The organism is Anaerobiospirillum sp. NML120449 (assembly GCF_023051105.1).
In the GTDB taxonomy this organism is placed as follows: Bacteria; Pseudomonadota; Gammaproteobacteria; order Enterobacterales; family Succinivibrionaceae; genus Anaerobiospirillum.
Window position 1 is genome coordinate 92019 of the sequence record NZ_JALKIL010000010.1, and the last position, 24915, is coordinate 116933.

General features: G+C 53.8%; 19 protein-coding genes and 3 tRNA genes. 4 read left to right on the plus strand and 18 right to left on the minus strand.

Annotated elements, in window-relative coordinates; genetic code table 11:
• Nucleotides 1–207: 207 nt before the first annotated feature.
• The 4 genes from alr to MXE41_RS04710 all read right to left on the minus strand — a co-directional run bounded on the left by alr (nt 208) and on the right by MXE41_RS04710 (nt 4521).
• Nucleotides 208–1287, minus strand: coding sequence for an alanine racemase (gene alr, locus MXE41_RS04695; protein ID WP_247099541.1), 1080 nt, complete (start codon nt 1285–1287; stop codon nt 208–210).
• A gap of 800 nt (nt 1288–2087) precedes the next feature.
• A complete protein-coding gene (gene dnaB, locus MXE41_RS04700) occupies nt 2088–3614 on the minus strand; it encodes a replicative DNA helicase (protein ID WP_247099542.1) in 1527 nt (508 codons plus the stop codon).
• Nucleotides 3615–4329: 715 nt separating this feature from the next.
• Nucleotides 4330–4406, minus strand: a tRNA-Arg gene (locus tag MXE41_RS04705).
• A 38-nt stretch (nt 4407–4444) separates the two neighbouring features.
• Nucleotides 4445–4521, minus strand: a tRNA-Arg gene (locus MXE41_RS04710).
• 61 nt (nt 4522–4582) lie between these two features.
• Here MXE41_RS04710 and MXE41_RS04715 point away from each other — a divergent pair.
• The gene (locus MXE41_RS04715) at nt 4583–4819 is read left to right on the plus strand and encodes a hypothetical protein (protein ID WP_247099543.1); all 237 of its coding nucleotides are present in this window, start codon (nt 4583–4585) and stop codon (nt 4817–4819) included.
• Nucleotides 4820–5684: 865 nt separating this feature from the next.
• Here the strand turns inward: MXE41_RS04715 and MXE41_RS04720 are convergent.
• From MXE41_RS04720 to MXE41_RS04745, 6 genes are all read right to left on the minus strand, one after another.
• Nucleotides 5685–5778, minus strand: a tRNA-Ser gene (locus MXE41_RS04720).
• A 424-nt stretch (nt 5779–6202) separates the two neighbouring features.
• Nucleotides 6203–6499 carry a carbon storage regulator gene (locus MXE41_RS04725; protein ID WP_247099544.1) on the minus strand — a complete coding sequence of 99 codons (297 nt, stop codon included), beginning with the start codon at nt 6497–6499 and terminating at the stop codon, nt 6203–6205.
• Nucleotides 6500–9130, minus strand: coding sequence for an alanine--tRNA ligase (gene alaS, locus MXE41_RS04730; protein ID WP_246975956.1), 2631 nt, complete (start codon nt 9128–9130; stop codon nt 6500–6502).
• Between the two features lie 644 nt (nt 9131–9774).
• Nucleotides 9775–10533 (minus strand): 1-acylglycerol-3-phosphate O-acyltransferase, encoded by a 759-nt coding sequence (locus MXE41_RS04735; RefSeq protein ID WP_247099545.1) that lies wholly within the window; start codon nt 10531–10533, stop codon nt 9775–9777.
• Nucleotides 10534–10907: 374 nt separating this feature from the next.
• A complete protein-coding gene (parC, locus tag MXE41_RS04740) occupies nt 10908–13250 on the minus strand; it encodes a DNA topoisomerase IV subunit A (RefSeq protein ID WP_247099546.1) in 2343 nt (780 codons plus the stop codon).
• On the minus strand, nt 13240–13476 hold the full coding sequence (locus MXE41_RS04745) for a hypothetical protein (protein ID WP_247099547.1): 237 nt from the start codon (nt 13474–13476) through the stop codon (nt 13240–13242). Before MXE41_RS04745 ends, parC begins: the two co-directional genes overlap by 11 nt.
• Nucleotides 13477–14167: 691 nt before the next feature.
• Between MXE41_RS04745 and MXE41_RS04750 the strand changes: the two genes are divergently transcribed.
• Together MXE41_RS04750 and MXE41_RS04755 are read left to right on the plus strand one after the other, a co-directional pair.
• On the plus strand, nt 14168–14623 hold the full coding sequence (locus MXE41_RS04750; RefSeq protein WP_246976314.1) for a L,D-transpeptidase family protein: 456 nt from the start codon (nt 14168–14170) through the stop codon (nt 14621–14623).
• A 697-nt stretch (nt 14624–15320) separates the two neighbouring features.
• The gene (locus MXE41_RS04755; protein WP_247099548.1) at nt 15321–16457 is read left to right on the plus strand and encodes a glycosyltransferase family 9 protein; all 1137 of its coding nucleotides are present in this window, start codon (nt 15321–15323) and stop codon (nt 16455–16457) included.
• Nucleotides 16458–16618: 161 nt separating this feature from the next.
• On the opposite strand, the gene MXE41_RS04760 is transcribed toward MXE41_RS04755, so the two are convergent.
• The 7 genes from MXE41_RS04760 to rpsM form a co-directional block, all read right to left on the minus strand.
• On the minus strand, nt 16619–17158 hold the full coding sequence (locus tag MXE41_RS04760; RefSeq protein WP_247099549.1) for a hypothetical protein: 540 nt from the start codon (nt 17156–17158) through the stop codon (nt 16619–16621).
• Nucleotides 17159–17367: 209 nt separating this feature from the next.
• Nucleotides 17368–18369 carry a DNA-directed RNA polymerase subunit alpha gene (rpoA, locus tag MXE41_RS04765; protein WP_246975939.1) on the minus strand — a complete coding sequence of 334 codons (1002 nt, stop codon included), beginning with the start codon at nt 18367–18369 and terminating at the stop codon, nt 17368–17370.
• A 294-nt stretch (nt 18370–18663) separates the two neighbouring features.
• Nucleotides 18664–19041 (minus strand): 50S ribosomal protein L17, encoded by a 378-nt coding sequence (gene rplQ, locus MXE41_RS04770; RefSeq protein ID WP_246975936.1) that lies wholly within the window; start codon nt 19039–19041, stop codon nt 18664–18666.
• A gap of 30 nt (nt 19042–19071) precedes the next feature.
• Entirely contained in the window at nt 19072–20070 is a 999-nt protein-coding gene (gene rpoA / locus MXE41_RS04775) for a DNA-directed RNA polymerase subunit alpha (protein WP_246976310.1), read from the minus strand.
• Between the two features lie 42 nt (nt 20071–20112).
• A complete protein-coding gene (gene rpsD / locus MXE41_RS04780; protein WP_246975933.1) occupies nt 20113–20736 on the minus strand; it encodes a 30S ribosomal protein S4 in 624 nt (207 codons plus the stop codon).
• Nucleotides 20737–20769: 33 nt separating this feature from the next.
• On the minus strand, nt 20770–21234 hold the full coding sequence (rpsK, locus tag MXE41_RS04785; RefSeq protein WP_246976307.1) for a 30S ribosomal protein S11: 465 nt from the start codon (nt 21232–21234) through the stop codon (nt 20770–20772).
• Nucleotides 21235–21245: 11 nt separating this feature from the next.
• Nucleotides 21246–21602: a 30S ribosomal protein S13 gene (gene rpsM, locus MXE41_RS04790; protein ID WP_246975929.1), complete on the minus strand. Its 357-nt coding sequence runs from the start codon at nt 21600–21602 to the stop codon at nt 21246–21248.
• A gap of 660 nt (nt 21603–22262) precedes the next feature.
• Between rpsM and MXE41_RS04795 the strand changes: the two genes are divergently transcribed.
• Complete coding sequence (locus tag MXE41_RS04795; protein ID WP_247099550.1) at nt 22263–23153, plus strand: GT-D fold domain-containing glycosyltransferase; 891 nt, start codon at nt 22263–22265, stop codon at nt 23151–23153.
• Between the two features lie 171 nt (nt 23154–23324).
• Here MXE41_RS04795 and MXE41_RS04800 read toward each other — a convergent pair whose 3' ends face one another.
• Nucleotides 23325–24494 carry a hypothetical protein gene (locus tag MXE41_RS04800; protein ID WP_247099551.1) on the minus strand — a complete coding sequence of 390 codons (1170 nt, stop codon included), beginning with the start codon at nt 24492–24494 and terminating at the stop codon, nt 23325–23327.
• Nucleotides 24495–24915: the final 421 nt, after the last annotated feature.

Consider the following 24915-nt stretch of genomic DNA (forward strand, 5'->3'; position numbering starts at 1 on the left):
AGCGCAGTCACCTGCGCTGCAGGCTGCGCCGGTCCCGGCACGGGCCCCGCAGGGCTGCTGAGACCACCCGGGCCGCCGGCCCATAAAAAAGGGAGTGATACCTCACTGGTATCACTCCCTTTTTTGCCTGATTTGCAGCAAGGCATGGCCCACCATGGCCATGCCTTGCTGCCGCAGCCGCTGCGTCGGCCGCAGCTGCGGATGCTGTCAGATGCTCTCCATGTTTACACGTGGCATGATGTGGCAGACCAGCTCATATGGAATGGTGCCGCACAGGTTGGCTACACGCTCAACAGGCAGGCCCTCACCCCAGAGAATTACCTCATCGCCCACCTTGTCCTTAGCATCAGGGCCCAGATCAACAAAGAGCATGTCCATACACACATGGCCTGCAGTAGGAACCATGCGTCCGTTGATGAGCACAGGAGAGCCATTAGGCATGGTGCGCGGATAGCCGTCACCGTAACCTGCGGCCACTACACCAAGAACAGTGTCATGAGGGGCTGTCCAGGCTGCGCCATAGCCCACCATGGCGCCCTTTTTGATGCGGCGGGTAGCAATAAGGGAGCTCTTGAGGGTCATGACAGGGGTAAGGCCCAGGTCCTCACCTGTTTTGTCAGCATATGGAGAAATGCCGTACATGATGATGCCCGGGCGGACAAAATCGGTGCGGGCTTTAGGCCAGGAAATGATACCGGCGCTGTTGGCAAGGCACAGATCACCTTTGAAATCTCTGGCTACTTCAAAGAAATACTCTATCTGCTCCTGATTGTAGGCACTCATTTCAGGAGTGTCTGCAACGCTTAAATGGGAGATAAGACCAACAGGCTGTACCACATGAGGTGAGCTCTCAAGGCGCTGCTTCATCTGAGCCACTTCATCGCGTGAGGCGCCCAGACGGTGCATGCCTATGTCTATCTTCAGCCAGGCATGAACAGGGCGTGGTACAGGGGCACTTTCGATGGCGTCAATCTGCTCCTGATCGTGAACAGCGGTATAGAAACCCTGTTCGGAAATGGTCACCACATCTTCGGCATTTAAAAAGCCTTCAAGCAGGATTACCGGCTTGGTAATACCGGCCTGGCGCAGCTCCATGGCCTCAGGCAGACGGGCTACGGCATAGGCATCAACCTTGGGCTCAATGGTCTGTGACACATTGATAAGGCCATGACCGTAGGCATTGGCTTTGACTACGGCAACGATTTTGGATTGAGGGACCAGGGATTTGATCTTGTCCAGATTGGACAGCAGGGCCTGATGATTGATGACGGCAGTTACTGATTTCATCGTAAACAAACAATTGAGCCAAAAGCTTTCCAGCAACACTCAAATCAGGGCGACAGCGCAAAGCAGCCCACTGGCCACAGTACAGCGCAAAGCAACCCATGGAGGCACTGCCAGCGCAAAGCCGCCAGCTGGCCACAGTACAGCGCAAAGCAGCCCATAGCGGCACTGCCAGCGCAGGACCTCATATTGGCCACAGGGCAGCGCAATGGACACAGGACAGTGCAAGGCCGCTGATGGGGCACTGAGGGCACGGGCCATGGCCTGCTGCAGTATTTAACTGGCAGGGCAGGTGTTGATGGAATTGAAGAGAGAGTCAGCCATTTACTGTGCTGAGCCAGGCTGCAGGCCTGGACCGCGCAAGGCACAGCAGCATGAGCACTGAGGCTGTTTCCTGGTAGAGCGGGCTCTGGTCTCACGGCTTTTGGCCGGTCTTAGGTGGGACCGGGGCAGGGCAATACACAAATGAGCTATTGTACAGGATCCGGGCGTAGTGATCTGATCTTAATTGACACTGTGTACAGTAACATGGCTCAAAATCCCCCGGCTTACTTGCAGCGTACAGCCGCTGCCGGCCCGTCTGACCGGGGCAGCCCCAGATGCGCACAGGCCCTGGTGCAGTGCACAGCCGCTGCCGACCCGTCTGACCGGGGCAGCCCCCAGATGAGCACAGGCCCTGGTGCAGTGCACAGCTGCAGCAGGGCCTGTGGGGCCGGGCGTAAGCCCGCGCAGGGTCCAGAAGGGCGCACAGGGCACCTCGGTGCACCGGAACGGCACGCCCAGGCGGGCGGCAGGGGCGGTTATCAGTAGTTGATAACGTTGGCGGCAGCGCCGCCTGGAACGCCGCCAATGCCCGGAGGTGCTCCTATGCCTGGAGGGGCGCCAATTCCCGGGGCTGAGCCAGTAGCCAGGGAGTCGTAGTTGGCCTCGGCATAACCCTTGTCATAGAAGGCTGTGTACTCGCCTACGAAGAAGAGCTCGATATCGGAAGTAGCACCGTTACGGTTCTTACCTATGATCAGGGTGGCCTGATTGGAGTTGTCCTCGCCGCCCTCGCCCTTGGTGTAAACAGATTCACGGTGCAGGAACATAATCATGTCAGCGTCCTGCTCCAGAGAGCCGGATTCACGCAGGTCGGAGTTTAATGGACGGTGGTCCTTACGGTTATCAACTTCACGGTTGAGCTGCGCCAGAGCAATGATAGGCACCTCAAGCTCCTTGGCCAGCATCTTGAGGGAGCGGGAGATTTCACCAATTTCCAGAGTACGGTTGGCTGCCTTGGTCTGGCTGCGCATCAGCTGCACGTAGTCAATCATGATAACGGACAGGCCGCCGTGTTCCATGTGCAGCTTGCGGGCGCGGGCGCGCAGCTCCAGAGGGGTAATGTCGCCGCTGTCATCGATATAGAGCTTGTCGCGGGTTACATTGTCAGTAACGCAGGTCAGCAGCTTGATCTTGCGGACAATATCCATCCACTGGTCGCTTGATACCTCACCTGCCTTGAGCTTGTTCATGCTGACACGGCCAAAGGTGGAGAGCAGACGCATCAGAATCTGCTCGGTAGGCATTTCAAGGGAGAACACCAGAGCTGGTTTGGTGATGTTCGGGTTCATGGCCACGTTAGCCACGATATTCATGGCAAAGGAGGTTTTGCCTACTGACGGACGGGCCGCGATGATGTTGAGAGATCCCGGCTGCAGACCCTGAGTGATATTGTCAAGGTCGGTATAGCCTGTAGGTACGCCTGACATCTTCTGCTCATTTTTGATTTCATCCTGAATCTTCATGAGCAGCTCAACAGCCTTAGGCACGGCTGGCTGAGGACCGGTATCGTTCTGATTGGCCGACTCTACCAGTTTGAAAATCAGACCCGAGGCCTCATCGTAGATCTCACGTGCAGTACGGCCCTCAGGCTGGTAGCACATGTCGATGATGCGCTCGTTAATCTCAATCATGGCGCGGCGCTTGGCCTTGTTGCGGATAATCTGGGCGTACTCGATAACAGCTGAGCTTGGTACACCACTGTTGATGATGAGACTGGCTATATAGGAGCGGCCACCTGCCTTGTCCAGAGTGCCATCAGTTTCAAGCTGATCGGAGAGCACAGTAGGATTGAAGTCATCTGAGCTTGCTGAGCGGGTCAGAATGGCAGCGTAGATAATACGGTTTTTCTCCGAGGCAAATTCCTCAACCTCGAGAGTTCCTATAGCATCAGAGATGGCAGTAAGCAGAGTTCCTTCCTGGATAATTGCGCCAAGCAGATTGCGCTCGGCATCAAGATCAACTGGAGGATCTTTAAAAGCAGGCTGATTCAGGTCGAGATCACTCATTGCCATTCTCCATTAACAGGTGAAAAAACCAGGACAGTATAGCCACAACTTCAGGTCGGTGCCAGGCCCATGGACCCACGGTGCGCCCCTGGTATCTTTCCCTGTATTCATGCCAGCGGCCGCCCTCAAAATGACAAATCCTGATATGTGTTATGTCCAGGTTGGGGACATGTTTTGGCCTCAATTGCAGCTTTGGACCCAATGCCTGTCCGGGATAATTTTTTTTTCTCAGTGCCGCAGTCAGGCCCTGCAGGGCCACCCGGCTATAAATTCAATTACGCATGAAATAACGGCCCGCAAGCCTCAAATCACAGCCCCAAAAAAATATACAGCCAGACCCAATAACAGCCGGTCAAATCGCAGTACCGTAAGACCGGCCATCTCCGCCTGAAAGGCCATCTGTGCTGGCTTTACATCACACACATGCAGCCGCCCTCCTGACGGACATCTCCTGGAGGTGACGGCTCCTGCTGCCGCAGACGCTGCCTGCATGCCATGAAGCCTCCGGCCACACATCATCAGGCGCTCGGAAGCAGATGGCGGTGGGCCACTGTGGGCTTATGCGGATGTCGGAGGGGAGCAATTAACAGAACGGGATGTGCAGAATACAGAAACGACAAAACCCGGCTTCTTTGTTCAAGAACCGATGTTCAATTGTTTGGAGGTGATTTATAAAAGAATTTATAAAGGAGGGAGAGACATGCTCTAAAAGAGGTGGCGCACCCGAAGAGATTCGAACTCCTGACCGATCGGTTCGTAGCCGATTACTCTATCCAGCTGAGCTACGGGTGCGCTGTGTTGACAAACAAAAACATAAAGCAGCGATTTAGTGGCGCACCCGAAGAGATTCGAACTCCTGACCGATCGGTTCGTAGCCGATTACTCTATCCAGCTGAGCTACGGGTGCATCGTTACTTTGATATGCTTCCGCTTATCAAGTGGCGCCCATTATAGCAAAAAGTTTTGACGTGGCAAGCATTTTTAAAAAAAATTTTACGCCGATTTTGCAAAAGCAGATATGTATGCTTGCAAAAGGCCATGTATATCTGATCCGTAATGCCATACGCACCCGTTTTTTTCTAAAGAAAAAACAGCTCCATGACGGCTGCATGAGCACTTTGGTCTTCAACAACCCGGTTCACGCTCCCGAAAACAGCTCTCGCAGCCAGCATATCACCCTCACCGGTGCACCTGCAGTGCCTTAGAGCTGCGCTGTCAGTGCCAGTTGCCTGCAGCAGGATGCTTTATGGGCAGTCAGCATAAGCAATGTCCTTGGCCTGCAGCAGGATGCTTTATGGGCAGTCAGCATGAGCAATGTCCTTGGCCTGCAGCAGGATGCTTTATGGGCAGTCAGCATGAGCAATGTCCCTGAGTGCCCGCAGCTCACAGTACTGTGTCCGGCAGCAAAGAGCAGATAAACTGCTACAGCACCCTCTGGCGCAGTTGAAGGTAAAGTGGCAGCACAGGCTGTCAGTACGCTCCACCAGGTGGCCTGGCGAGGTCTGCGCATGGCAAGTAATTGGTCAGTGCAGCGAAAGCTCACTGGTCAATGGCAGGGCTGGGGCAGTGCAGGTGGCAGGACGTGACCTTATGATTGTAATGCAGCAAAGATAATTTATAAAAGTTAAGGTAATGTAACCATGGGGTGCATTTAACTTTACGGCAGAGGGAATCATGCCGCAGGCAACGCAGCAGGCAGAGAAAGCGGACAGGAAGAGCGGGCAGAGCGGATGAGCAGGCAGACGGTTCATGAGGGCATGCGGTGACTTGCCTTGCTAAAAGCTGTGTATGACGCAGCACTATGGCTGGGCGTGCAGCCGGGGTGATGGGGTGTGCTGTGAGCGCAGATCTGGCGGTCGGGGTATGGGATGGGCTGCTGAGATTCTGGAGTTTGCCGGGACCTGTCTCTGGTAATCTGGAGAGCTGGTTATTTGTGGGCAGTGAGAGAGGGAGATTCTTGTGGCAGGCTGGTTGTGAGTTGCCCGCAGGGACTGGGCTTAGATGAGTGTCATAGATACAGACATCGGATAATAAAAAAACAGCATGAAGCTGTCTTTTATTTCACATCGGTGGCGGAGAGAAAGGGATTCGAACCCTCGATACAACTTTTTGGTCGTATGCTCCCTTAGCAGGGGAGTACCTTCAGCCTCTCGGTCATCTCTCCGCGACTGTGTGCGCGCATTATCAGGGTTTTAGCACATGATGTCAAGCAATTTCCTTAATATTTTTACATGAATTTAACGACGGAGTGCGTAGCTGCGTGCATGGCGGCCATATATATGCCTTTCTTCATGTTTTTTCGTCTGGTTAAAAAGAGCCTGGTTATTTGCTGAATGGTGCCTGTTTTTTGGGCGTGCACTCCCGACACGCAGTCACCGGTAAGCAGGCATTCATTGGCTGCGTCAATGGGCAGTGATCAGTAGTCAGGCGGTTGCTTTGAGGTGCCAGGTGAGGCGGCGGGCTGACAGGAGGGTGGTGGCGGGCATGATGGAGGGTGCCAGGGATGCCGGTGGCTGGCTGCCGGGCAAAAAAAACGGGCAGCCCCGCATGGGGTGCCCGGTTTTCCTGAAGAGGGTGAGATCAGTGCATCAGGAGCGGCCGTCGTGGAGCTCGCCGTCTTGTGCATCGCTCAGAGCGTCGCTCAGAGCGGTACCATCACCTGTCTGGCTCTGGCAGTCATCATCCTCTTCCTGGCTGTCAGTATCGGCATTAAGTGAGCATGCACTCAGGCGATCACTGCGCAGCAGTGAGTCGCGTATGATTCTGCAGCTTGACGGGGCTTCAATACCCAGTCTCACCTTGCCTGACTTAAGCTCAACAACGGTAATGGTAATATCCCTTCCGATATGAATTTTCTCACCTTTCTTCTGGGATATTACGAGCATTTACAGGTGCTCCTGTAAGAATGGGTCTACAGCTGCAATGGCTGCATCCAGACCGTCCTTGTTGGTGCCACCGGCCTGAGCCATGTCAGGACGGCCACCGCCCTTGCCATCTACGTGAGCGGCAACAGCGTTGACCAGATCACCGGCCTTGAGCTTTGAGGTCAGATCCTTGGATACGGCAGCAATGAGGTTGACCTTGTCGGTCTTCTCATCAACACAGCCCAGGACTACTACACAGGTCTTGAGGGTGTTCTTGAGCTCGTCTACAGCAAGACGCAGTTCGCGCATGGAGTAGCCGTCAACCTTGCGGGCAACAACCTTGACGCCCTTGACCTCAGTGGCCTCATGGGCAAAGTTTACGCACTCAAAGTGTACGAGCTTCTCCTTTAAGAGCATGTTCTCATGCTCGATGGAGCTGGTGTGCTCAATCATGTAGCGGGCACGCTCCACGAAGCTGAAGTTGTCAGTCTTCATGATATTGCATGCCTGAGACACGATGCGGGAAACGGCCTGCTGGTACTCAATGGCAGCCTCACTGGTCAGAGCCTCAATACGGCGTACGCCTGAGGCGATGGACTCATCGGAGACAATCATGAAGTAGCCCAGATCACCGGTGCGCTCAGCATGGGTACCGCCGCACAGTTCCTTGGAGTCGCAGCCCATGGTAACTACGCGTACTTCACCCTCATACTTCTCATCGAACAGAGCCATGGCACCGGACTGCTTGGCCTCATCGAGGTTCATGATGTCGGTGACAACAGGGCTGTTGTTACGGATAAAGGAGTTGACCAGAGCACTTACCTGCTGACGCTCCTGAGTGGTAAGAGGCTGTGGGTGAGAGTAGTCAAAACGCAGACGGTCAGGACCAACAGAAGAACCCTTCTGGTGGACGTGATCGCCCAGTACCTGGCGCAGAGCAGAGTGCAGCAGGTGGGTTGCAGTGTGGTGAGCTGCAATGTCCTTGCGGCGCTTTGAGTTGACAATGGCACGGCACTGGTCGCCGGTCTTGAACTCGCCCAGCTCAACACGGCCTACGTGAATGGTGGCCTTGCCTACAAACTTTGTGTTCTCAACGATAAAGAGATTGTTGCCACAGCGGATTTCGCCGGTATCGCCAATCTGACCACCCTTTTCAGCATAGAAAGGAGTGTTGTCCAGAACGATAACAGCCTGCTCGTCAGTGAGAACTTCGCTGCACTCTTCAACGCCCTTGAACATGGCGATGATTTTGCCCTCATCCTCGGTACGGCCATAGCCTGAGAATGTGGTCTCAGCGTTGAGCTTGAGCTCCTTGTTGTAGTCGATGCCGAAGGCGGAGGCAGACTTGGCGCGCTCACGCTGCTTGTTCATCTCGGTCTCAAAGCCGTCCATGTCCACGATGTAGCCACGGTCACGTACTACGTCCTGGGTCAGGTCAGCTGGGAAGCCGTAGGTGTCATAGAGCTTGAAGACAACCTCACCTGGGATGGTGCGCTCGGCGCCGAGCTTCTCAAGCTCGGAGTCAAGCAGTGCCAGACCACGGTCCAGGGTGTTGAGGAACTGCTCTTCTTCCTTCTTGAGGGTGCGCTCGATAAGAGCCTGCTGCTCAACCAGCTCAGGATAGGCCTTGCCCATGAGCTCTACGAGCTTTGCTACTACCTTGTAGAAGAATATGTCCCTGGCGCCCAGCAGACGGCCATGACGTACGGCACGGCGGATAATGCGGCGCAGTACATAGCCACGGCCCTCATTGGATGGCAGTACGCCATCGGCAATCAGGAAGGAGCAGGAGCGGATGTGGTCGGAGATTACGCGCAGGGACTTGGAGGACTTGTCAGAAACACCAAGGATCTCGGCAGCTGAATCAATCAGGCCACGGAACAGGTCAATGTCGTAATTGGAGTGTACGCCCTGGAGCACGGCAGCAATACGCTCAAGGCCCAGACCGTTGTCGATCATTGGCTTGCCCAGTGGCTCAAAGGTACCGTCGGCCTGACGGTTGTACTGCATGAACACGATGTTCCAGATTTCGATGAAGCGGTCACCGTCTTCCTCAGGTGAGCCTGGAGGGCCGCCCCAGATGCCTTCACCGTGGTCGTAGAAAACCTCGGAGCATGGGCCGCAAGGACCGGTATCGCCCATCTGCCAGAAGTTGTCAGAGTTATAGCGGCCGCCCTTGTTGTCACCGATACGTACGATCTTCTCAGCTGGCAGACCGACAATGTCGTGCCAGATGTTGTAGGCTTCGTCGTCCTCGGCATATACGGTTACCATTAAGGACTCTTTTGGTAACTTGTAACCCTCGGTTAACAGCTCCCAGGCGTAGGTAATGGCTTCTTTCTTGAAGTAGCCGCCGAAGCTGAAGTTACCCATCATCTCAAAGAAGGTGTGGTGACGGGCTGTGTAGCCTACATTGTCCAGATCATTCTGCTTGCCGCCGGCACGTACACACTTCTGTGCAGTGGTAGCGTTGATGTATGGTCTTCTGTCCTTGCCAAGGTAAATATCCTTGAACTGGTTCATACCGGCATTGGTAAACAGAAGGGTAGGATCGTTGTAAGGAACGAGAGAACTGGAACGAACAATCTCGTGATTATGATCCTTGAAGTAATTGAGAAACGTGGAACGTATCTCGTCGGTTGTCATGTACATGCGAAAACTCTTGTCTGTTCACAAGTGGAAGTGATCTGACGCCGCCATGAAGGAATATGGGCAGACTCAGGACTTGCTGTGGTATCGCCCTGCAGACGATACGGGCCGGTTCAGTAAGTCCCGGCTGACCATGAGCAGGCCGTCAGGCCGCTTTGATGCCGCAGTGCTCACAGATCCTTTCAGGAATCAGGCGTCCGTGCCTGAAAGCCCGAAGCCCTGTTGATGCATACGGCTGAAAATCCGACTCAATTAAGGCATTACCAGCATATACCTGCCAGGTATTTTCGGTAAGCAACTGGGGCACCATCCTGCAGCAGCTGCATGCAGGGAGGTCTTATCCAGCCCCGGGATTTATTAAAGCCTGATCCTGAATTATACCTTTATCCGCACGGGACAAAGGAATATTTTTATATTTCTCTGCCCGGCCTTTTGCAAAGCAAAAAGTACTCTGACAGCCGCGCCCATCAGACCCGCATGGACTGCAGTGCAGGCCCTTCCCGCCTGCCAGTTCACAGGCGTGCCCACCCGTGCAAAGTAAAAGAGCCGCTTTGCAGGGACAAAGCGGCTCCTGTGCCGGCAGGCGGTAGTATGGCCAGAGCCTGGGCATTGGCCCCGGCTTAAGGGCATGGCCTGGCCTGGCATGGTCAGCGCAGTGCCGGCAGGCGGTAGCCTGGCGGGCGGCGTACCTCAATATCAAGCTCACGCATGGCGGTAATCATCTGGTCGCGCAGCTCTGCTGTTGTGCGGGCAATGTCATGGCGGCTTAATGAAGAGGGCTCAATGACGGACAGCATTTTGATATGGACCTCGCCATTATCAAGGCGTCCAAGGTCTATCTGGCGGGAGTAGGTGGAGGTGACAAAGGGTATGACCGGTACCTGTGCAAGCATGGCCATGTGCAGGGCGCCGCTTTTAAAGCGGCCTACCGGGCCGTAGCCTGAGCGTGTGCCCTCGGGGAACATCCATACAGACAGTCTGCGTTTTTTGATGCGCTCTACGACCTTGAGCATGGTCTCAGCAGCTCTGTTTCTGTTGTCCCTGTCGATAAGGATATTGCCTGACAGGACAAAGAGCAGGCCAAATATGGGGGTGAAGATCAGGCTTTTCTTGCCTACGCACACCATACCAGGCTGGGGAAGACCTGCCATGGTAATAACATCCCAGTCGCCCTGATGCAGGCCTACCATAACAGCGGGCATGTTCTCCCTTATCCGGGCGGGCTCAAAGTGACAGATGACCTTTACGCCTATCACTCTCTGGGCCCAGACCAGCATGCTGGTCAGTGCATGGACATTGTTTCTGTGCATGGGGCGCAGCACACAGATAAGAGTGCCTGCTGCCAGCCAGAACAAGGCCATGGCAAGGAGAATAACGATTCGCACTGTCATGATTAAATAGCGCATGAGTTAACCTGCAGTCGGGCCCGGATGTCATAGTCAAATGGCATCACCGGAGCTGGCTTCAACCGGAAAATGAGCATAATAGCCCAATAAGTGCGGATCGTAGCAGCAATATGAACAATTAGACCGAATTAGAAAGTTTTATTTCGCTCAGTGGCCTGCAGCCTCTGCCTGCAAACTAAAAGGCCAGCCCCTTATGAGGCTGGCCTTTTAGCTGCTACGGCACGTTGCCGGACCTGTCAGGCGGAGGTCAGGGCTGCCAAAGGACGGTCAGGCGGGCCGCCCGGGCATGCGGCCGCCCGGGCATGCCGGGCATGCGGCCGATCGGTCAGGCGGGCCGTCCTGTCATGCCTGGAATGCCTGTCGTCAGCTGTGCTTTACGGCTGCTCAAAGCCTGGCAGTTCCTGACCTGATGGAGTGATACCATCGGCACCGGCCGGGGTGTTGAGCAGGGCATTGGCGCCCGGGATAACCTCAATGTAGTCAACCTTGGTAAAGGATGATGGCAGGGCTTCACCGGTGCGGTCGCGTACGGAGATGCGCTCGGCTACCATCTTGCTCTTAAGATCAATATGGCGCTTGCCTGAGTTCACGCGCAGGCCGTCACCGTCCTTGAGCACACAGATATCTGTTACACCGTCACTGCCATCCTTGAGGTGGGCAGCAGCAATACGGATAAGCTTGAGGCCCTTGCCACGTGGCAGTACTGTCAGCTCAGAGGCGCGGTAGAAGAGCAGGCGGCGGCGCTTGCTGACTACGGCAATGATGTCATTTTCAATGTCATCAAGCCTGATTGGTCGCATCAGCATGGCACCCTCATCAAGGGTGACTAGAGACTTGCCGGCCTTCTTGCTGGTAATCATATCTGCAAGACGGCAGATAAAGCCAAAGCCACGGTCGCTGGCCATCAGGAAGTGATCCTCAATGGCGCCGGTAATGACAGTGGTAATCACCTCATTAGGCTGGAGCGATACCTTGGTGGAGATTGGTTCACCCTGACCACGTGCTGATGGCAGATCCTTAATCAGGATAGAGAAGGTACGGCCCATATTGGAAATAAAGACAGCATACTGATTGCTCTTGCCTACAGCCTTGGCAAGGTAGCTGTCACCACTCTTGTAAGAAAGAGCAACAGCATCGATGTTGGCGCCCTGGGCTGCTCGTACCCAGCCCATGCGGGAGATAACCACAGTCATGGTCTGAGCCGGAGCAGCAGCAACAGCATCCATTTCTTTGGCCTCGGCACGCTCAACTACCTGGCAGCGGCGCTTGTCACCATACTTTTTGGCATCAGCAGTGAGCTCGCCCTTGATGAAAGAACGCAGCTTTTCAGGATGGGCCAGGTGATCTTCGAGATCTTCCTTTTCTTCCTTGAGCTTGTCGATTTCGGCGCGAATCTTCTCTTCTTCAAGACGGGCCAGCTGACGCAGTCTGGTATCGAGAATGTACTCAACCTGCTGCTCAGAGAGCTTGAAGCGCTTGATGAGAGTAGCCTTGGGATCATCATCATGACGGATGATCTCAATGACCTCATCGAGGTTGAGGAAAATGGCCATCAGACCGTCAAGCAGGTGCAGGCGCTTGTTGACTGCGCTCAGACGGTGGTTGAAACGGCGGGTAACAGTTTCGGTACGGTAGGTGAGCCACTCACTTAAAATGGTGGCCAGATCCTTGACCTGAGGACGGCCGTCCAGACCCAGAATATTGAGATTGACGCGGTAGGTGCACTCAAGATCGGTAGTGGCAAACAGATGGCTCATCAGGCTTTCTGTATCCACACGGTTGGAGCGCGGCACAATGATGAGGCGGCAAGGATGCTCGTGGTCACTGGCATTGATGAGATCGCCTACCCATGGCAGTTTCTTTTTGACCATGAGATCGGCAATTTCTTTTTCTACCTGACCTACACCTACCTGATATGGCAGAGCGGTAATCACAATTCCCTCGCGGGTCTCTTCATAAACAGCGCGTGAGCGTATGGTGCCCTTGCCGGTTTCATAAATCTTCTGCAGCTCGGCAGGAGGGGTGATGATGTCAGCACCACAAGGGTAGTCAGGACCCTTTACGTACTTGAGCAGATCCTTAACTTTGGCCTCAGGGTGGTCAAGCAGGTAAATTGCAGCTTTTACCAGCTCATTGAGGTTGTGAGGAGGGATGTCAGTGGCCATACCAACAGCAATACCCATGGTGCCATTGAGCAGAATATTAGGCACACGGGCAGGCAGAGCCTTTGGCTCTTCAGCTGATCCGTCGAAGTTTGGCATCCACTCGACGCAGCCCTGATTGAGATCCTCAAGCAGCAGCTCAGCCTGAGCTGACAGACGGGCTTCGGTATAACGCATGGCCGCAAAGGACTTGGGATCCTCAACGTCACCCCAGTTACCCTGACCGTCAATGAGAGGGTAGCGGTAGCTGAACGGCTGGGCCATGAGCACCATGGCTTCATAGCAGGCAGAGTCGCCATGAGGGTGGTACTTACCGAGCACCTCACCTACGGTGCGGGCTGACTTGACATGCTTGGCCTTGAAGTTGATGCCCAGTTTGGCCATGGCGTAAATGATGCGGCGCTGAACCGGCTTCATGCCATCGCTTACTGATGGCAGAGCACGGTCTCTGATGACGCTCATGGAGTAGTTCAGATAGGCGTCCTGAGCAAAGTTCTGCAAAGGAAGACGCTCTACGCCCTCCAAGCTCATTTCGCTTTTGTTATTAGTACTCATTGAAAAATACCTGGCTGACAAAAGGCTCAACAACAATGACAAAACTGTACTGCCGGCAGCATGGGGCCTGCATCAGTTGCTGTCTTTTCATTGCCCGGACAGAGCACAGGGCATCTGGGGGGCAAAGCAAGCATAATATAGAGGAAAAAACTGCATTTTCAATCTTTTGCACAATATTGCTGTCCTTATCTGCAACCCCGGCCCCCAAAAAATCACCACGAGTCATGCCCTCAGCCGGTGGCTGAGGTATGGTTTACCGGGCCATGCCCGGCCCGGGCAGCAAGCGGCCATGCACCTGCCAGTCTCAAATCTGGAGTCGTCTTTTTATCAGGGGCACAGCCCATATATAATAGACTTCCTGTGCAAAGGTCCTTGCTGTGCAGCATTACAGGGACCGGTAGATGCAGCAGGCAGCGTCGCCTGCGCCGCCTGCAGCGCCTGCGGCAGCGCCGCCCGCCTGCGCATCAGTGTCTGTGCGGCACATAGTGTGCGTCATGGAGCCTGGGCAGCTGCAGTGTGTGGCGCTGCCCCTTGCACAGCCTGCAGCCGCCGCGCAGCGACGCGATGCCTTGCATGGCATCGTGGCCGCCGGCTGGCAGTGCACTATGTCCACAATGGTTTTATTACTTGTAAATCTGGCCGGTCCGCCTGCGCACAAGCTGTCAGGACCTGCGGCCAGGAGCCCGTCTGTTATGAGCTTACTTTCCCTTAAAAAGTCCTTTTACGCTGTCGTGTGTTCCCTGTTTGCTGTCCTTGCCTGCAGCAGCCAGGCCTATGCCGACTCCTATAACACAGCCATAACAGGCGCTGATACAGCCAATCTTCCGGCCACACTGTACAACAGCGCTGTCATTGACAGCGTCATTGAAGATTACGAGTACGACTACAACCGCCTGGGCCGTATTTCCGGACTGCCAATGTTTCCACGCGGGTACCGTGCTCCCAGGAATCTGGTAGACAAGGTAGTGGTACACAAGAGCCATTACCAGATGATCCTGTACAAGGGTGACAGAGTGGTAAGACGCTACTGGATTGCTCTTTCAGACCGTCCGCAGGGTCACAAGATGCAGGAGGGGGACCGCCGCACTCCTGAGGGCACCTACATCCTTGATTACGTCAAGGAAAACTCCTATTACTACCGCGCTTTCCACATCTCCTATCCTAATGTTCATGACATTGAGAGTGCCCGTCGCCGTGGCGTGCGTCCAGGCGGCATGATTATGGTCCACGGCCAGCCACCGTCAGGAGGTGAGTTCCATGAGACTGTACAGCGCTCCAACTGGACCAATGGCTGCATTGCCGTACTCAACCCTGAGATGGACGAGTTCATTTCCCTGGTAGACCCGGGCACCCCTATAGAGATTAACCCTTAACCGCCAGAGCCGGGCAGGCCGGCGCACAGCGCCGCCTGCTGGCGCGCTGTGCAGAAAGGAAGGTCATGGCGTATGCCATGGCAGCGTAGCTGATCCTTGCGTTGTGACTGTGGTTATGCCGGGTGGATATGCAGGGTATTTATGCTGGGCAGGTATGCCTGGTATTTATGCATGTTACTTTCACTGCAGCTGCAGCTGATCGGGGCTGAGGTCATTCTTTCCGCTATAATAGCCACAGAAATTTTGGATGCCGGGTACAGGGTGACTTTAAGTGGCTGTTGCCCTCCAGCATTGAACGCTGTGCAGTCTTCCTGTAGACCCTGATGTCAGTGTCCATGCTGGGTCACAAGGCCGGTCTGGAGGCAGGCTGATTAGCCTGATCTTGCTGAGCTGGGTGAGCAGGCTGAGCTGGGTAAGCTGGCCAAACTGGTGTGAGCATGCTAAACAGACTGAGCTGGCTGAAACGGGTAAGCAGGCCTGGCCTGCTGTGCCGCAACCTGGACTCAGGCCCTGAGTTATTCCGGCAGGACGGTCATAATGTGCTGCTGTGGTCCGCGACCTTATTGATGTGAGACGCGGACATGACCGTCCTCATTTCAGGTGAAATAGAGATTTGTTGTTGATGGGACTTAAACAGGCTTATTTTGCGCTTCGCGATCGCGTGCGATTTATCTGGGCGCAGAAAAAATACGGCTATATGCCTGCGGGTAATGTTCAGGACTTTAAATGGGAGAACCTGAACCATATAGTCATTCTCAAGCTTGATGGCAAACTGGGCGATACCCAGGTAATGAGCGATTTTTACCGCCGCCTCAAGGCACTCCCTCAGCGACCTCTTCTGAGCGTTGTCTGCCCTGAAAACCTGGCCTCCGTCTACTACGATATTCTTGGCTTTGACCAGGTGCTGGTCTCATCTCGCAAGCCAGGCGCGGGCGAAATCAATTCTCTGTGTCAGCAGATCGTGGCCGCCTCTCAGGGCGCCGGCCATCAGGGCAAGGTAGATCTGGTACTTTCAACTGAGCCTGCCTACCGTCCCCGTGACTTTATCTTCAACTGGACCCTGAGGCCGGACTTCATTGCCGGCTGCGACTACACTGTAGCCTCCATCAATCTTCACATCTTCCATCCGGCCACCTATAACCATCCGGTAAGCCGTGCCTTTACCGAGCTGCTCAACCGTGGCGGTGTCGATACCTCAGACAGTGTGCGCTATACCCCGCTGTTTAAGGCTGAGCACCTGAGCAGGGCCATGAGCATACTCAACCCCTCTGCAGTCTTTAACGAGCCGTCCGATCAGATGCCAGTTGCTGAGCTTGCTGCCAGGGCCCGTGCAGCAGCTGCTTCAACGCCGCTCTTTGGTATCAACCCCATGGCCGCCCCAAAGTCACGCCGCATGAGCCCTGAGGTATGTGCCTCCATCATCAAGGACATTCTGGGCCGCTCTGAGAGCACCCGTGTGCTGCTGATGTGCCCGGCATCCAGCCGTGAGTTTATCCGTGCTGTCATGGCTCTGATGCCTCCTGTTACTGCAGCCCTGCACGGCACCCGTCTGCTTACCATGCCTGAGAACACCTCAGTTAGTGACCTTGCTGCGCTTACAGCTCTGCTCGATGGCATGATCAGTGTTGATACCGCAACAGTACATCTGGCCTGCAGCTGCAACATTGCGCAAATCTGCTTTTATGACAATGCCGGCCTTGAGTCATGCCGCTGGCAGCCGCTCAGTCACAATGCCCAGTGCATCAAGTTCGACCAGGCCCTGGGAACTCTACCTGAACGTGCCCTGCTAGAGCCGGCCGCCGCATTTATTGACCAGCAGCTGGCATCGCGATAACCGCGCCCAGCCCCGCCCAAAGCAAACAGGCCCCGCCATCACCTCTGTGACAGTGGGGCCTGTCTGTTAATGGGCTTGCATGTTCTGGCAGGTCCGCAGAGCCATGCTGGCCTGGCAAGGCCATGTGCCATGGCGCATGTCCTGGGCTGCCGGACAGCGGCTTAGTTGTCGAGCTCAGGGAGCCACTTGATGGCGATATTTTTCAACGGGCGGTCCTGAATATCAGTCAGGGATGCTGGTACATCAAAGTGTACTGAGGCTACGACTACACGCTCTCCTGCGTGCGAACCGGCATCGACAGTAGAGATGATATTGACCTCAAGGGTAATGTCATCGGCACCGCACCCACAGCTGTCCTGGGCACAGGCATCTGTTGAGGATGCGTCAGCAGCACTGGAGGCAGCCTCAGCGGTGGCATCGGCGGCTGCCTCAGCAGCGACGGCGTCATCGCTGTCTTCGTCCAGCAGGGATGGCAGCTCTTCGTCGTCCCACCATGAGGTGGTTACACCATTGACCTCAAGGGAGAGGCTGTACTTGTCTGAGTGCAGGTGGTCACGGATCTTATTTAAGGTGACCTCATCGGCACTGGTAAGCTCGCTGGTCTCCAGAGCCAGATTCAAGGCACTGTCGCACAGGAAGTCAAAATCACTTTCGCTGATGCTGTCTACATCAGGCTGGAGGGCGAGGTTCTGGTCGCTCATATCAGCTCCTGAAAAAGTGGAACTGCACTGCAGCCGCGCCCAGCCCCCGGCCAGGACCTGTAAGGCTGGGCATTACGAGTACTGAGCGGAGGGGCGGGAGGCGGTGAGTGCGGAACAAAAGAAAAAGGGCTGCCCTGACAGCGGCAGCCCTTTTCCATCGTGTGGCCGGTATGGCTACCGGCCGGCGCCGCTTCAGGCGGCTGAATTTATCAGTGACCTACATCGAGATCTGATGGTGGCCAGTGCTCCAGGCGCATGCCCAGGGACAGACCACGCTCGGCCAGAACGTCCTTGATCTCGGTCAGGGACTTCTTGCCCAGATTTGGGGTCTTGAGCAGTTCAACTTCGGTACGCTGTACCAGGTCACCAATGTACTTGATGCCTTCGGTCTTTAAGCAGTTGGCAGAACGTACAGTCAGCTCGAGGTCCTCAACAGGGCAGATGAGCTTAGGATCGATCAGCGGACGGAAGGTGGTGTCATCAGCAGGCTCTACAGAGTCCTTGATGTTGATGAAGGTGCCAAGCTGCTCGGCAAAAATGGTGGCAGCCATGGCGATGGCAGCCTCAGGCTGGATGGTGCCATTGGTCTCAATGGTCAGATCCAGTGATTCCATGCCGCTGGCCAGCTCATTGGTGTGAACAGCAACGTTGAGCACTGGGCAGTAGGAAACGTCGATGAGCAGACGGCCGATGAAACGGTTGTCGCCATTTTCAACAAAAGGCTGGCTCTGAGCCTGAACATAACCACGACCACGGCTTACGTGCAGGGTCATGTTCAGTTCCTTCTCAGGATCAGTGATGTGGCACAGAACCAGATCAGGATTCTTGATCTCTACATTGGCCGGGCACTGGATGTCAGCAGCGGTAACAGGACCTACGCCGGTCTTGTTGATGTGCAGAATAGGATTGATGGTAGTTGCACTGTCACACTGAACAGCAACTTCCTTGAGGTTTAACAGGATTAACAGAACGTCTTCCTGTACACCTTCAATTGCACTGTATTCATGAACAGCGCCGGCAATCTCAACCTCGGTAATGGCATAGCCTGGGATTGAGGAGAGCATGATACGGCGCAGGGCAGTACCATAGATCTGGGCGTAGTCTGGCTCAAAAGGCTCGAGAGTTACACGTGTCTTGTTACGTGCGACTGTTACGACTTCCTTAATATTTGGTCTTTGAAAATCAATCTGATCCAAGGTTCCAGCCCTCAAAATAGTTGTAGATTCAAGTCAGGGGAGTGCGCCAGACCTGAACAGAAACAAAGCCATCTGACGTATGGGAAAGATGCGCAGGTTTCTGTACTTGCAAAGCTCAGCGCTTTGGGAAGGAAAATTCTTTGTGCCTTTATGTGAAAGAACACTCAAACACGACAGCCGAAGTTGTCCAGTCCAAGTGTTCTTTAAGCATCTGTACATGGCACTGCCGTACAGATGCTCGAAAAGCTTACCCGGCTCAGCACGGAGTCTGAGCCTGAGGGTTCATCACCTGTTATCAGGTGAGGAGGCTTACTCCTGGGACTCACCGTCGGTGCGATCAACCAGCATGATGTAAGCCATAGGAGCCTGGTCGCCAGGACGGAAGCCGCACTTTAAGATACGGGTGTAGCCACCTGGACGGTTGGCAGCAGCCTTGGAAACCTCGTTGAAGAGCTTGGCAACAACGGCCTGGTCGCGCAGACGGGCGAAAGCCAGACGACGGTTGGCTACGGAGTCAACCTTGGCCAGAGTGATTAATGGCTCTACGAAGCGACGTAACTCTTTGGCCTTTGGTAAGGTGGTCTTAATCATCTCATGCTCGATGAGAGCATTAGCGAGATTGCGATACAGCGCTGCACGGTGTGCAGAAGTACGGCCGAGGTGACGACCGGCTAAACGATGACGCATTGTAATTTCTTCCTGAAATTGACAGTAATTTTACTTACTCGAACGCTGTAAGTTCTGAGGCGGCCAGTTCTGGATGCGCATGCCCAGAGACAGGTTGCGGGTAGCCAGAACGTCCTTGATCTCGGTAAGAGACTTCTTACCCAGATTTGGAGTCTTGAGCAGCTCGACCTCAGTGCGTTGGACTAAATCGCCAATATAGAAAATCTCCTCTGCCTTGAGACAGTTGGCAGAGCGTACGGTCAGTTCCAGATCCTCAACTGGCTGCATTAAAACCGGATCCGGTAAAGGAGGAGCAGCCGGAGTGCTGGAGCGCTCAGGAATGTCTTCCTTGTCAACAAGATTGGTCATGTGGCCGCACAGCAGTTCGGCGGCATGCTTTAAGGCCTCATCAGGGGAGATGGTGCCATTGGTCTCAAGCTCGATGACCAGTCTGTCAAGGTCGGTACGCTGCTCAACACGGGCAGACTCAACCTCGTAGACATATCTTGCAACTGGGCAGAAAGCAGCATCGATGAGAATCTCATTCTCTTCCTTGGCAGGAAGGTGCTTCGGATCAGATGCTGTTACATAGCCGCGACCGTGAACGACGCGGAGATTCATCGACAACGATGCCTTGGCTCCTGTTAAAGTACAGATATGGGCATCAGGATTTTCAATGCTCATACCCTCAGGGCAGGTTATGTCACCGGCGCGAACTTCACCTTCGCCCTGTCTGGTCAGGGAGAACCAGACTGGACCCTGAATCGGGTGAGCTGATGAAATAGCAACGTTCTTGAGGTTCATTACTAATTCGATCAGTGACTCAGCCACATCGTCCTTTACAGAGGTCAGGCTCTTAACACCTTCAATCTGAAGAGCGTCAAAGGCATAACCAGGAAGAGTCTTGAGCAGGACGTCGTTTAAGGCAATACCGATGGTGTTGCCAAAACCGCGCTCCAATGGCTCAATTACGATGCGTACTCGATTAGGACCAAGCTCGGTAAATCCGACTGGCTTAGGCTTGAGTAAATCACAAACTGACACTGTTATTACCCCACAATTTAAAAGGAGAGCTGGCAGGTTGCCTGTCTATTACTTAGAGTAGAACTCGACGATGAGCTGTTCCTTGATATCGGATGGAAGCTCAGAACGCTCAGGCTTGTTCTTGTAAGTACCCTTCATGGCGCTGTGGTCTACGTCGATCCAAGTTGGCTTGACAGCACGCTGGCCGGCCAGATCGATAGCGGTCTTGATACGGGACTGCTTCTTGGCCTTCTCGCGTACAGCAATCTCATCAGATGGCTGAACCTGATAGGATGGGATGTTAATGACACGGCCATTAACAGTGATAGCCTTGTGGCTTACGAGCTGACGGGACTCCATACGGGTGGAGCCGAAGCCCATGCGGTAAACTACGTTGTCCAGACGGCCTTCTAACAGCTGTAACAGGTTCTCACCGGTGTTACCTGGCATGTTGGAAGCCTTCTTGTAGTAGTTGTTGAACTGACGCTCGAGAACGCCGTAAATACGACGAACCTTCTGCTTCTCACGTAACTGTGAGCCGTAGTCAGATAAGCGAGCCTTGTTGGCACCGTGCTGACCTGGAGCAGTGTCTAACTTGCACTTGGTGTCAATTGCACGTACACCAGACTTTAAAAATAAATCCACGCCCTCGCGACGGCTTAATTTTAGAGCTGGTCCTGTATATTTTGCCATTTATCTTTCTCCAATAAAAAAACAGATACCAGATTAGACGCGACGCTTCTTTGGCGGGCGGCAACCGTTGTGAGGGATCGGGGTAACATCAGTGATGTTGGTGATCTTGTAACCGATCGCATTTAAGGCACGAATTGAGGATTCGCGACCTGGACCTGGACCCTTGACTAAGACTTCAAGGTTCTTTACACCGTATTCCTTGGCAGCCTCGCCAGCACGCTCAGCAGCAACCTGGGCTGCATAAGGAGTGGACTTACGGGAACCACGGAAACCTGAACCACCGGCAGTAGCCCATGAAAGGGTGTTGCCCTGACGGTCAGAGATGGTAACGATGGTATTGTTGAAAGATGCGTGGATGTGAGCTACACCGTCAGCAATCTGCTTCTTACCGCGCTTGCCGCCACGGGAACGTGGAGCAGAGGCAGTCTTGGTAGCTGGAGCTGCGGCAGCAGCTGCAGGGGTTGCTGCGTTTGCAGCCTGTTGGATTTCTTCAGCCATCATGTGCCTCCTTACTTCTTAATGCTCTTACGTGGGCCCTTGCGGGTACGTGCATTAGTCTTGGTACGCTGACCGCGAACTGGTAAGCCACGACGGTGGCGTAAACCACGGTAAGCGCCAAGATCCATAAGGCGCTTGATGTTCATGGAAACTTCACGGCGCAGGTCACCCTCAACGGTGTACTTGCCTACCTCAGCACGAATCTTGTCTAAAGTAGCTTCGTCGAGTTCCTTGAACTTGGTTAACTCAGCAACTCCCACAGCCTGACAGATGTCACGGGCGCGGGTAGGGCCGATGCCGTAGATGGACTGCAGTGCAATCACGGCGATCTTGTGATCAGGCACATTGATGCCAGCGATACGGGCCACTATTGATCTCCTGGATAAAGGTCGGTTGATAATTAGCTGTCGCAAAGCCCGTCAGGATACGCGACAACCTCTAATAGTGCACTTTGGCAAAAAATTCTTCAGCTTCCTTAATCTGATAATCAGCCGTGCTTCAGGCACAACGAAAGTATCAGGCTTAACCTGCCTGCTTTACATAAGTAAAAAGGGGAGGTTTGAAGGCTGCCATTAAGGCTGAACTTGCTGTGCAAGCGCAATCTTAATGAAACTTAAGGGAGGCTGTGATCTGCGCATTCTATGTGATTGATATCAAAAAATCAATAAAAAGTTGGCAGGTGCACAAGCGCGATATTCTATATCTTTCCGCACTTAAATGGAATAGCGCCCGTTAAAAAAGGCTTCCTGCACGCCTGCCTTGCTTTTCTCAATGGCAAAAATAAGTGATAAATATTATCACTTATTTCGCCCCCAAACCCCATTCCATCCATAACAATCAAAGTTATCAGGTGGCAGCATGCAGCCCTTGGGCCGAGGCAGGCCGGTATTGTGGTAGCATAGGCTTACATGCTTATTTGCAATGATATGCCCTGAGGCTGCCATGGCCAGTGTCCTGATGCTTCGGTTCTGTTATGCCGCTGCAGGTGCGTATGCCATTGAATATGGGAAGATTTTGAGATCAGATTGATGAGCCTTACTAAATTCTTCAGCAACATCAGATACCTGTTTCGCTATAACCTCAAAGAGATAAACACAAGTGTAAACGGGCTGAAAAAAGTAGCCGAAGAGAACCATCCGCTCATACTGGAAAACCTTTACGAGATCAGTCGACGAGACGGTTTTCCTGAGGTTATGGATGCCAGCAGCACTCTTGACTACCTGCTTAATAACAATGTCAGTATGTGCAGATTCGGGGATGGTGAGATAGCCGTAATGACATCCTCGGGGCAGGCATGGTTTCAGCGTTTTGATGACAAACTGGCTAAAAGGCTGGTCGAAATCCTTTCGTCCACAGAAGACGGTGTTCTGATTGCGAGCTCTTATTACTACTTTAACTTCCCATCGGGCCTGAGAGACGACAGCTTCTACTTTTACCTTCACGACGGAAAAAAGTTCAGAAAGGAATTTCTCAAGTACATGAAGCCAGGGCGTGTTTATGGTGACACCAGTTTTACTGCGCCTTATGTCAACTACAGAAACTTTGACTGTGCACCTTATTATGAGAAGTTCCAGCAGCTGTGGAATGACAAAGATATTGTGATTATTTGCGGCCGAACTGTGTTCGACAAAATTGAGCACAATATCTTCGCTACGGCACGATCAATCGAGTACATCTACGGTCCGCCTGAGAGCGCCTTCGACCAATATGATGAGCTGATGAGCAAGGCTCTGGCAACCGACAAGGCAAAGACCAAGTATCTGATTATGGGACAGACAGCTACCGTCATGGCTTATGACCTGCACAAGGCCGGTCACAGAGCTCTTGATATTGGCCATATTGCCAAGGACTACAATGCCTTCAGGACAGGCATGGAAGTTACTGTGGAAAAGTCCAGGGCTTTCTGGCTTAAGGACTGATGCCTGTCGGGCCGTGATGAGAGAGTCCATGGGCTTCTGGCTTAAGGGCTGATGCCTGTCAGGCCCTGATGGCAAGGTCCAGGGCTTTCTGGCTTAAGGACTGGTGTCGGACCGCTGTGGATGTAAAAATCTGCTTTGCCATAATGAAAAACCCGCTTTACGCGGGTTTTTCTATTTAAGGAAGTTCTCAGGGAGAATGCCAAGGTTGTTGAGCAGGCGAACCAGGGGTTCAATGCCCAGGATCACGCTGACTACCACCACGACCAGCACCATGAAAAAGCCCAGGGCTACAATGGCAAAGCGTATAGATACCTGTCCCTTGAGAATTTCGTGGCTGGTCAGCTGATTGATGATGTGATTGAGCGGAGTCATCTGCTCCTTGACTGACTGGTACTCGCGAGGGATGTCCATGCGGACAATGATTTCGCGGAACAGCTCATGAGCAAGGGCGTTCTGATGGTTAACAGCTGAAACCAGGAAGCTCTGAGTCAGGAAATACTCTACAGAATAGTAAAGAAAGGATAATGATCGAATGTTACGGCGTCCCTGGCGCATCAGTTTTTCTGAGCGGCGGAATTTCTCACTGAGCTGACGGCCCAGCAGCTTGTTGATATTGCGCAGGCAGTACTTGTAGCCAAGAGCCCGGGAGGTCAGCAAAATCAGGGGCAGCAGGGTAGAGGCGCTGGGCAGGTTGGGAACCAGGCCGGCAAAGGAGCCATCTTTAATAAAGGTCATGCCCCGGCCATCGCTCAGGCAGCAAAAGGCATTGTGCTTGAAAAAGCTTTCGCCGCGCTGCCTCGGGGAGCCGCGCATGTACATGGAGCTGAGAGCTACAAATATGGACACATCGGATCCTTTGGCCGTGGTGATGTGAGGGGTCTCCATATAGTAAATTTCAAAGTCAGGATCGACATTGACCGTGCCTTTTTTCTGAGCTTTGGCGCGGTGCTTGCGGTCCTTGATGCTGGAGGAGTCAATGGTCAGGCGGTGCGGCGGATGGACGAAGTCTCTGCCATGCATAATCACTTCTTCGACAAAAGCAAATACATTGCAGGGAAAAGGAGTGTTGGCAAAGAGGCTGAAAAAGTAGGTCTGAACAAAGTCCTTGTGGAATTTGCTGTAGAAGCCATTCTTGCGGCACAGATCATAGAACCTGTTATTTCCGGCAAAGACATCAGGCTCAAAGAAAGTGTACTCATCAGGGTTGATATCTATTTCATCGTAGCGGGAAAAGTCGTAGCTCAGATTAGTGACCTTAAAGGCTATGCGCCATGCACGTACCGGCTCTCCAGACTCGGAACTTGCAAACGTACCTGTGTTTTCGTTAGCAGCTTGGCTCATTGCTTACACCCTGTGCTTATTTAATACAGCAATATCCTGTGTGGCGGGTACATGGTCATGCGGACAGGTGCACGTACGTACAGATGCACGCACGGACAGACGCAGCGACCTGAGGCCGGTGCGCCCTGGTCCAGCTGTGCCTGGACCGGGACGACCATGCCCGGCGCGCAGTCGTACGGGCCGGGCACTGCGCTGCGGTGCCTGGCATCGTGCCTGGCATTAAGCCAGGTATTGTGCCTGTGATGCCATGATGATCTCCTGCAGCTTTGTCTGGCCTGCAAGCCATGACAGAGCCGCAGCATGGATATACTGTAACCGGAACCTGAAACAGACCTGTTATTCCGGGCTCTCTCTCCTGTTTGCCCGGTAAGACTGTCTGTCCGGGCGGCGTAGAAAGCCCGGACAGCGCTCAGACATACAA